This window comes from Longimonas sp., assembly GCF_046498435.1.
Taxonomy (GTDB): Bacteria; Bacteroidota; Rhodothermia; order Rhodothermales; family Salinibacteraceae; genus Longimonas.
In genome coordinates this window covers 1-7,254 of sequence record NZ_JAWOAR010000256.1, presented here as the reverse complement: position 1 = coordinate 7,254, position 7,254 = coordinate 1, and the positions used below count along the sequence as shown (strand labels likewise).

The window sequence follows — 7,254 nt, the reverse complement described above, 5'->3', positions numbered from 1 at the left end:
CTGCACGGCCACCGTTCCTTCCTGAAGCCGATAGACGGGGGGAAGGGCCGAAAGCGAGGGCGTTGAGATGTGAAATACAGCACTACACAGCGTACAGTCCGCATCGGCATGCGGCGTGTCCGTGGTCCACCGCGCCGGAACAGCCTCGCAGTGGGGCACGCCATGATGGTTTTGGTGCGCCCCTGCACTTGCATGATGCGCCGCATGTACGCTGGGCGCAATGACACCGCCCATCACAAACAGCGCCAGAAGCACGGCGGCTGCAATGTGACGCGAAACGGTCATGGGTGTGCAGTGCGTGTGTATTGGCTTGAGACGTTCATCTGAATGGCTCCCCGCAACCTGCTGTTCCGACGTTGTCTGGAGAGAGGATACGGCTCTCTACCTGTTTTAGCAGCACAGTTTGAGCCCTATGAATGAGGCTTCTTATACCAGGTGCGAGACTTCGATGTACACGTTAGGTTGGAGGCCGCCCGGGATATCCGCACCCCACGAGCACTCGGTCACTGCGTTCCCAGCGCTTCGCTCCTGATCCCGGGCTGAGGATTTGCAGCCCATAGCCGGGTAACCTGTGCCGACCGCTGTCGGTACCGCTTGCGTCCCCGGCGACATTAAGGCGAGTTTCGTCGCTCACCGATTGCAAACACCTGTATGATGATTCAGCGCAGATGGTATAAGATACTTTTGTGGGTCTACTTAAATATCTGAATGACGATTCTGCGCAGATGGTATTACACTTGCTTGCAGGGCATTCCAGGCTCTTGCTTACTGCACTACGGGCGTTTTGGGGGTTGTTGCACAGTCGGACTGGTCTTTGGGGGAAAGGATCAGCGCGCCCAGCGGCGGCACTACGAGGGAGGCCGAGGCGGGTTGCCCCAAATATGCGTTTGCAGTGGCTTCTACACGCCCCGCATTGCCTACACCGCTGCCGCCGTACACATCAGCATCGCTGTTGAGGCGCTCGGTCCACATGCCAGCATGAGGCAGACCCACGCGGTAATCGGTGCGGGCCACCGGTGTCATGTTGAGGACGAAGACCAGCACCTGGTCGTCATGCTGACGCAGGTAGCTGAGCACACTATGCTCGCGGTCGCCGTAGTGGATCCACTGGAAGCTGTCGCGGTCGTCGTGCCAAAGCGCCGGGCGGCTGCGGTAGAGCGCATTCAGGTCGGCCACCCACTGCTGGATGCCTGCATGCAGCGGCTCGTCTTGCAGGTGCCACTCAATCGACTGGTCATGATTCCACTCGTGGTGCTGACCGAACTCGTTCCCCATAAACGAGAGCACCTTGCCCGGATGCCCGTACTGATGCGCGTAGAGCACGCGCAGGTTGGCCGCTTTCTGCCAGTCGTCGCCGGGCATCTTGCCCCACATCGACTCCTTGCCGTGCACCACCTCGTCGTGCGAGAACGGGAGCATGAACTGCTCCGAAAAAGCCCAGCTGAGCGTCCACGTAAAGTCGCCGTGGTGGTACTTGCGGTGAACCGGCTCCTTCTCGATGTATTCGAGCGTGTCATTCATCCACCCCATGTTCCACTTGTAGAGGAAGCCGAGTCCGCCATGATCTACGGGTTTGGTGACGCCGGGGAAAGCCGTTGACTCCTCGGCAATGGTCAGGGCGTCGGGGAAATGCTTGTACACCTGCGTGTTGGTATCGCGGAGCAAGCGAATCGCTTCCAGGTTTTCGCGTCCGCCATGCTCGTTGGGCGTCCAGTTGGTACCGCGCGAATAATCGCGGTAAAGCATCGATGCTACGGCATCCACCCGTAGGCCGTCAATGTGGTAGTAGTCGAGCCAGAACAGGGCGTTACCGATGAGGAAGTTGCGCACGCCGTTGCGTCCGTAGTCGAACACGTAGGTGCCCCAGTCGGGGTGGTGGCGCATCTGCGAGTCGTCGTAGGCGAAGAGGTGGGTGCCGTCGAAGTAGGTGAGGCCCTGCGGATCGGTGGCAAAGTGCGCAGGCACCCAGTCCATAAGCACCCCGATGCCGTGCTGGTGCATCGTATCCACAAAGTGCATGAAGTCCTGCGGCGAGCCGTAGCGGAAGGTGGGAGCGTAGTAGCCCAGCGTCTGATAGCCCCACGAGCCGTAGTACGGGTGCTCGGCTACGGGCATGAGCTCGATGTGGGTGTAGCCCATTTCAGTAACGTACTGCGCAAGGGGCTCCGCAATGTCGCGGTAGCTGTACGACTCGCCCGGCGCATGGTGGCGCCACGAGCCCAGGTGCAACTCATAAATTGAAATGGGCTCATCGAGCGAATCGGGCCCCGAACGATGGGCCATCCAGTCGTCATCGGCCCAGGTGTAATCGTCCAGGTCTACAATGATGGAAGCAATGCCCTCGTACGTGTTTTCGGCGGGCGGCTCCAGTGCAAACGCGAACGGATCGGTGCGGTCGAGCGATTCGCCGTTGGCGTTGAGACGATACTTGTAGCGCGCGCCCGGCCGTGCGGAGCGAACGTACGTCTCCCAGAGCCCGCCCCCTGCATCACGCATCGGATGCGCTTCCGACGACCAGTCGTTAAAATCGCCCATGACTGCTACCGCGTCAGCGTTTGGCGCCCACACCCGAAACCAGGTGCCTTGCGGATTGGTCTGCGCGCCCATCCAGGTGTAGCACTGATAATCGGTGCCTTCATTCCAAAGATAGCGTTGGTCGGCAGTGAGACGAGGCATAGGCGGCAGGACAACTCAAGAAGTAGGAAACAGACCGTGCTTCAAGATACACGCTGCGCATCCATTGTCAACCGTATTGGGGGAATGCATAGGGATGCTTCGTGCTTTCTTGCGTTTCAGGCGTCGCATTGCGTTACTGTGTTACGTTTGCTCTTTTCACTTGGATCGCATTGGCATGACGCGTGTCTCATTTTCGTTTTTCAGTTTCATCTTTGTCATTCTCATATTTGGCAGCACTTCCGCATACGGGCAACTGCAAGACGTATCCGACCGCCGTGTGCAGGTGTATGTTGGAGGCAGCCCCACGTATCCATACAGCACCTCCGAATTCAACGACCTCTACGAGACTGGTTATACGGTTTCGGGCGGAGTCGGCATTACGCTCACGCCCGAGTGGGAGCTGTCTTTCCACGGGGCGTATAGCCGTTTCAACCTCAATGAAGAAGGGTATCGCGATACGTATCCTGCGGTTACGTTTTCGGTGAGTGGGGCTCTTGCGATCTACTCCGGCACCATGAATCTGAAGTATCTGTTTCGCCAAGAAGGCCAGTGGATTCCCTATTTTTCAACCGGTTTCGGCGTTTTTCACCGGCAAGAAGATGACGTCACATTCGACTTTGCACCTCGCCTGGGTGCTCCACGTAGCGACGCCACCCTTGGCGGAGCGCATCTCGGCTTCGGCATAGCCGCTCGCATAGTCGATTCGATGAGTCTGTTCCTCGAACCGCGCTACACGGCCACCGCCAGCTTTCAAGACACGGGGGAATCCACGCTCGACTACGCCGAGGTGCGCATCGGGCTGATTGTGGCACGCTGGTGATCGGTTAGCTGCTTCTGAGCGAGCGCGGTCCAAGATCGGATCTTGTTCGGCGCGGGCACGACGGGCAGAGGCTTGCCGCATCCACTTTCAACTGCTTTGGTAGCGACGGGGATGTGCTTCGCGTTTTCTTGCGTTTCAAGCATCACGTCGCGTTATTGTTGGTGTTTGCTCTTTTCATTTGTATCGCATTGGCATGACGCGTGTCTCGTTTCCCCTTCTCAGTTCGCTTCTTGTGGCCCTCATTTTTAGCAGCGCTCCCGCGTACGGACAGCTGCAAGACGTGTCCGACCGCCGTGTGCAGGTGTACGTTGGAGGCAGCCCCACGTATCCATACAGCACCTCCGAGTTTGGAGACCTCTACGAGTTTGGATATACGCTATCGGGCGGTGTGGGTATTACGCTGACACCCGAGTGGGAGCTGTCTTTCCACGGAGCCTATAGCCAATTCGATTTGGACGAGGGTGCATACAGATCATCTGTGGCCGGATCCTCTGGTTCTGGATTTGAAGGCGAAATGGCGGTCTATACGGGTGCTATGAGCCTAAAATATTTGATTTACGTTGAAGGACGGTGGGTTCCGTACTTTGTTGCAGGGGGTGGAGTCTACCGTAAAGAGGAAGAAAACATCGATGTAATAATCGCTGGTCAATCGTTTACATCAGCCTTTCGGACTAATCAGACACTCGCTGGAATCCATGTGGGCGCAGGGCTGGCTGTACGCACGATTGACGCGATGAGCCTATTTATCGAACCGCGCTACACGGCCACCGCCAGCTTCCAGAATACGGATGAGTCCACAGTCGACTACATTGAGGTGCGCATGGGACTGATCGTGGCGCCGTTTTGAAGCGTTTTTTTGTGGCCTACAAAATGCACGTGTGATTCTTTGCCGGGCGTTCCAAGTCATGTAGCCATGCCGCATCTGATGTCATAAGTCCCGTGCTACTGGAAACGATTCCAGCCCGGCGGGGCTTCATAGAGGGTGGATCTCCTTTTTTCTTGACACGCTATCGCTGTTTATGCTTCACCGACTGCTTGCCGCGTGTGCGGTGGCGGCCCTGGTGTTTACCGGGTGCGCCTCCTCACAGTCTGCGGCTGTTTCTGATGACGACGAACCTTCTGCCTCCACCTATGAAGAAATTGTAACAGACGCCGAATCCGACGAGGGCCTCTTCACGGCCCATGTGAAAGAGGAACAGCTCTACTATGAGATTCCGGACTCGCTGCTCGGCACCGAGATGCTCATGGTAACGCGCATTGCGCAGACCGCCACCGATATGGGCTTTGGCGGCGAGAAGGCTCAGACGCAGGTGCTGCGTTGGGAACGCCACAACGATCGTGTACTGCTGCGGCGCGTAAGCTACGAGAACGTGGCCGACCCCGAAGAGCCGATCTACGAGGCGGTGCGCAACGCCAACTTCGAACCGATCATCATGTCGTTCGACATCGAGGCGCACAACGCCGATAGCTCGGCTGTGGTTATCGACACAACGCCGCTGTTTACGAGCGACGTGCCTGCGCTGGGCTTGCAGCAGAGCCGCCGCGAACAGTACCAGGTGCGCAGCTTAGATGCGGACCGCACGTTCTTTGAGCGTGCGGCCAGCTATCCCGAAAACATTGAAGTGCGCAATGTGCTCACGTACAACGCACAAGAGCCGCCCTCCAACGCCTCGACCAACTCCATCTCCATTGAGATGAACCACTCCATGGTGCTCTTGCCCGAAGAGCCCATGCAGGCGCGCCTCTGTGACGAACGCGTGGGTTATTTCAACGTGGAACAGGTCGATTACGGACGTCCCGAGCACCGGGCTACCGAGCGCTGCTACATTACGCGATGGCGCCTGGAGCCGTCGGATCCTGAAGCCTACGCCAATGGCGAGCTGGTGGAGCCGGTAGAACCCATCGAGTTTTACATCGACCCGGCTACGCCCGAGCGCTATCGCGAGTATCTGAAGCAAGGCGTAGAAGACTGGCAGGTGGCCTTCGAAGCAGCCGGATTCAAGAACGCGATTATTGCGAAAGATCCGCCTACCGAAGAGGAAGATCCGGAGTTTAGCCCCGAAGACATCCGCTACTCGGTGATTCGGTACTTCCCGTCCGAGATCCCGAACGCCTACGGGCCCCATGTGCACGACCCGCGCAGCGGCGAGATCTTGAAGAGCCACATCGGCTGGTACCATAACGTGGCCAACCTGCTGCGCAACTGGTACTTCATACAGACCGCTGCGGCCAACCCGGACGCCCGCGCCGTTGACTTTGACGATGACGTGATGGGCGAGCTCATTCGCTTTGTATCCGCCCACGAGGTCGGACACACGCTGGGCCTGCCGCACAACTGGGGGTCTTCGCACGCCGTGCCCGTCGATTCGCTGCGCTCTCCCACCTACACTGCCGAGAACGGCACCGCAGCATCCATTATGGATTACGCGCGCTTTAACTACATTGCGCAGCCTGAGGACGGCGTGGAGCACTTTGATCCGAAAGTAGGCCCGTACGACAAGTGGTCCGTGAAGTGGGGCTACTCGGTGCTACCTGAATACGACTCGCCCGATGCCGAAAAGGAGACGCTGAACGAGTGGATTCGCGAGCGGGCCGGTGAACCGGAGTACTTCTTCGGGGGCTCTAATTCTATGGGCGCCGATCCGCGCTCGCAGCGCGAGGCCCTGGGTGATGATAACATGGAAGCTGGCGAACTCGGCATTGCCAACCTGGAGCGCATCGTGTCGAACCTGCTCGACTGGACCTACCGCGAGGGCGAGTCCTACGAGCAGCTCGATGAGCTCTACGGCGAGGTCGTGACGCAGTGGAATCGCTATCTGGGCCACGTGACCCGCAATCTTGGCGGCGTCTTTGAAACGCACAAGTCCTACGACCAGGACGGACGCGTGTACGAGGTGGTGCCTGCCGAGCAGCAACAGCGCGCCATGGAGTTCCTAAATACGTACGCGTTCGAAACGCCCGAATGGCTCATCAACGAAGATGTGCTGCGCCGCATCGAGAACAGCGGATCCATTGAGCGAGTCCGCAACGTGCAGGTGGGCGTGCTTGACGATGTGCTCGACCCGATGCGCATTGCGCGCCTGGTGGAAGCAGAGGCCATGCACGGCGCTGACGAGGTGTACACGGCCCTCGATCTGTTCGAAGGCCTGCGCCGAGGCCTATGGTCGGAGCTTGACCAGGGCGAAACAATCGATCCGTATCGCCGGACTGTGCAGCGCGGCTACCTCGACCGTATGGACTACCTGCTCAACGAAGAGCCCGAAATGCCATCTGGGCAGATCGCGGAGTACCTCGACCTGACTCCTGTCGAGGTCACGCAGTCCGACATTCGCCCGTATGTGCGGGGCGAACTGCGTACGCTAGAGGAAGACATTCAGCGTGCTCTGAACCGGACCTCCGATCGCGCTACGGAGCTTCATCTTGAAGATGCGCTTAGCCGCATCAGCTCCATTCTGGATGCCTAACACGTGTCCTTGTGTGCTGCACAAACGTGTGCGCCACAACAGCGCCCCTCTGGCTCTGCAAGCCGGAGGGGCGCTTTTTTGTTTAGTGGGATATGTAGTGCTCTGTCACAGGTCAATCTTTGGGTTGTAAGGTCCCCGTTCGCATGCTGTCATCTTGAGCGGAGCGAAGCGGAGTCCTGACACGAGCGAAGCGACTGATGAACGCAGTGAATAAAGATCTCCCCCAAGGTTGGCAGGGCCGTTCAATCGCCTATAGCCCCGCTGAGCGTCGAGGAGATGGTTCGGCGTGCTCCG

The 7,254-nt window shown here is 58.4% G+C and carries 5 protein-coding genes; 3 read left to right on the top strand and 2 right to left on the bottom strand.

The genetic code is table 11. The features are described from left to right. Together R6U20_RS09830 and glgB are read right to left on the bottom strand one after the other, a co-directional pair. On the bottom strand, positions 1–285 hold a 285-nt coding region (locus tag R6U20_RS09830), incomplete at its 3' end, for a hypothetical protein (protein ID WP_410337682.1). 480 nt (positions 286–765) lie between these two features. Then, positions 766–2,676, bottom strand: coding sequence for a 1,4-alpha-glucan branching protein GlgB (gene glgB, locus R6U20_RS09825; protein ID WP_410337681.1), 1,911 nt, complete (start codon positions 2,674–2,676; stop codon positions 766–768). 175 nt (positions 2,677–2,851) lie between these two features. Here glgB and R6U20_RS09820 point away from each other — a divergent pair, with 175 nt between their 5' ends. From R6U20_RS09820 to R6U20_RS09810, 3 genes are all read left to right on the top strand, one after another. Next, positions 2,852–3,496 (top strand): hypothetical protein, encoded by a 645-nt coding sequence (locus tag R6U20_RS09820; protein WP_410337680.1) that lies wholly within the window; start codon positions 2,852–2,854, stop codon positions 3,494–3,496. A 193-nt stretch (positions 3,497–3,689) separates the two neighbouring features. After that, on the top strand, positions 3,690–4,343 hold the full coding sequence (locus R6U20_RS09815; RefSeq protein ID WP_410337679.1) for an outer membrane beta-barrel protein: 654 nt from the start codon (positions 3,690–3,692) through the stop codon (positions 4,341–4,343). 172 nt (positions 4,344–4,515) lie between these two features. Further along, positions 4,516–6,960: a zinc-dependent metalloprotease gene (locus tag R6U20_RS09810; RefSeq protein WP_410337678.1), complete on the top strand. Its 2,445-nt coding sequence runs from the start codon at positions 4,516–4,518 to the stop codon at positions 6,958–6,960. Positions 6,961–7,254 lie beyond the last annotated feature (294 nt).